The following is a 418-nucleotide window of genomic DNA, read 5'->3' as shown; positions in this document are numbered from 1 at the left end:
AATCTGCAATCAGTGGTTCTCCTCCTTTCTGATCACAAAGCCCTTTGAAGAAGTGGAGAAGGAGTTCCGAGCACAGCTTGCGTTCTTAAAGGCAATGGGCGCCAAGATCATCGGTGCATCCGAGCAGAGCCACAGCGTACAGGGCATGCAGGACACTCCCATTTTCGGCCACAAATACGTGATGAACGACCAGGAGTGGGAGACCTTCTGTACAGGTATGAACAGACTGGGTAAGATCGCAAAGGAAGAGTACGGGATCAGCCTGACCTTCCATCACCACATGGGAACCGTGGTGCAGAACCCGGACGAGGTGGAGAGAATGATGGAAAATACAGATCCGGAATATGTGAGTCTGTTATTTGATACCGGCCATTTTACCTACTGCGGCGCAGACCCTCTTGAGATGGTAAAGAAGTAC

1 protein-coding gene is annotated in these 418 nt (G+C 50.7%); it reads left to right on the top strand.

Annotation, left to right across the window (positions count from 1 at the left end):
• The coding region (locus tag V8Q34_RS27385; protein ID WP_335836692.1) for a TIM barrel protein at positions 1-418 on the top strand (418 nt) is incomplete at both ends.

Origin of the sequence: Blautia sp. JLR.GB0024, assembly GCF_037000545.1 — a bacterium.
Taxonomy (GTDB): domain Bacteria; phylum Bacillota; class Clostridia; order Lachnospirales; family Lachnospiraceae; genus Blautia; species Blautia celeris.
Note: the sequence above shows the minus strand (reverse complement) of the source record. Positions and strands in the feature narration are given on the sequence as shown.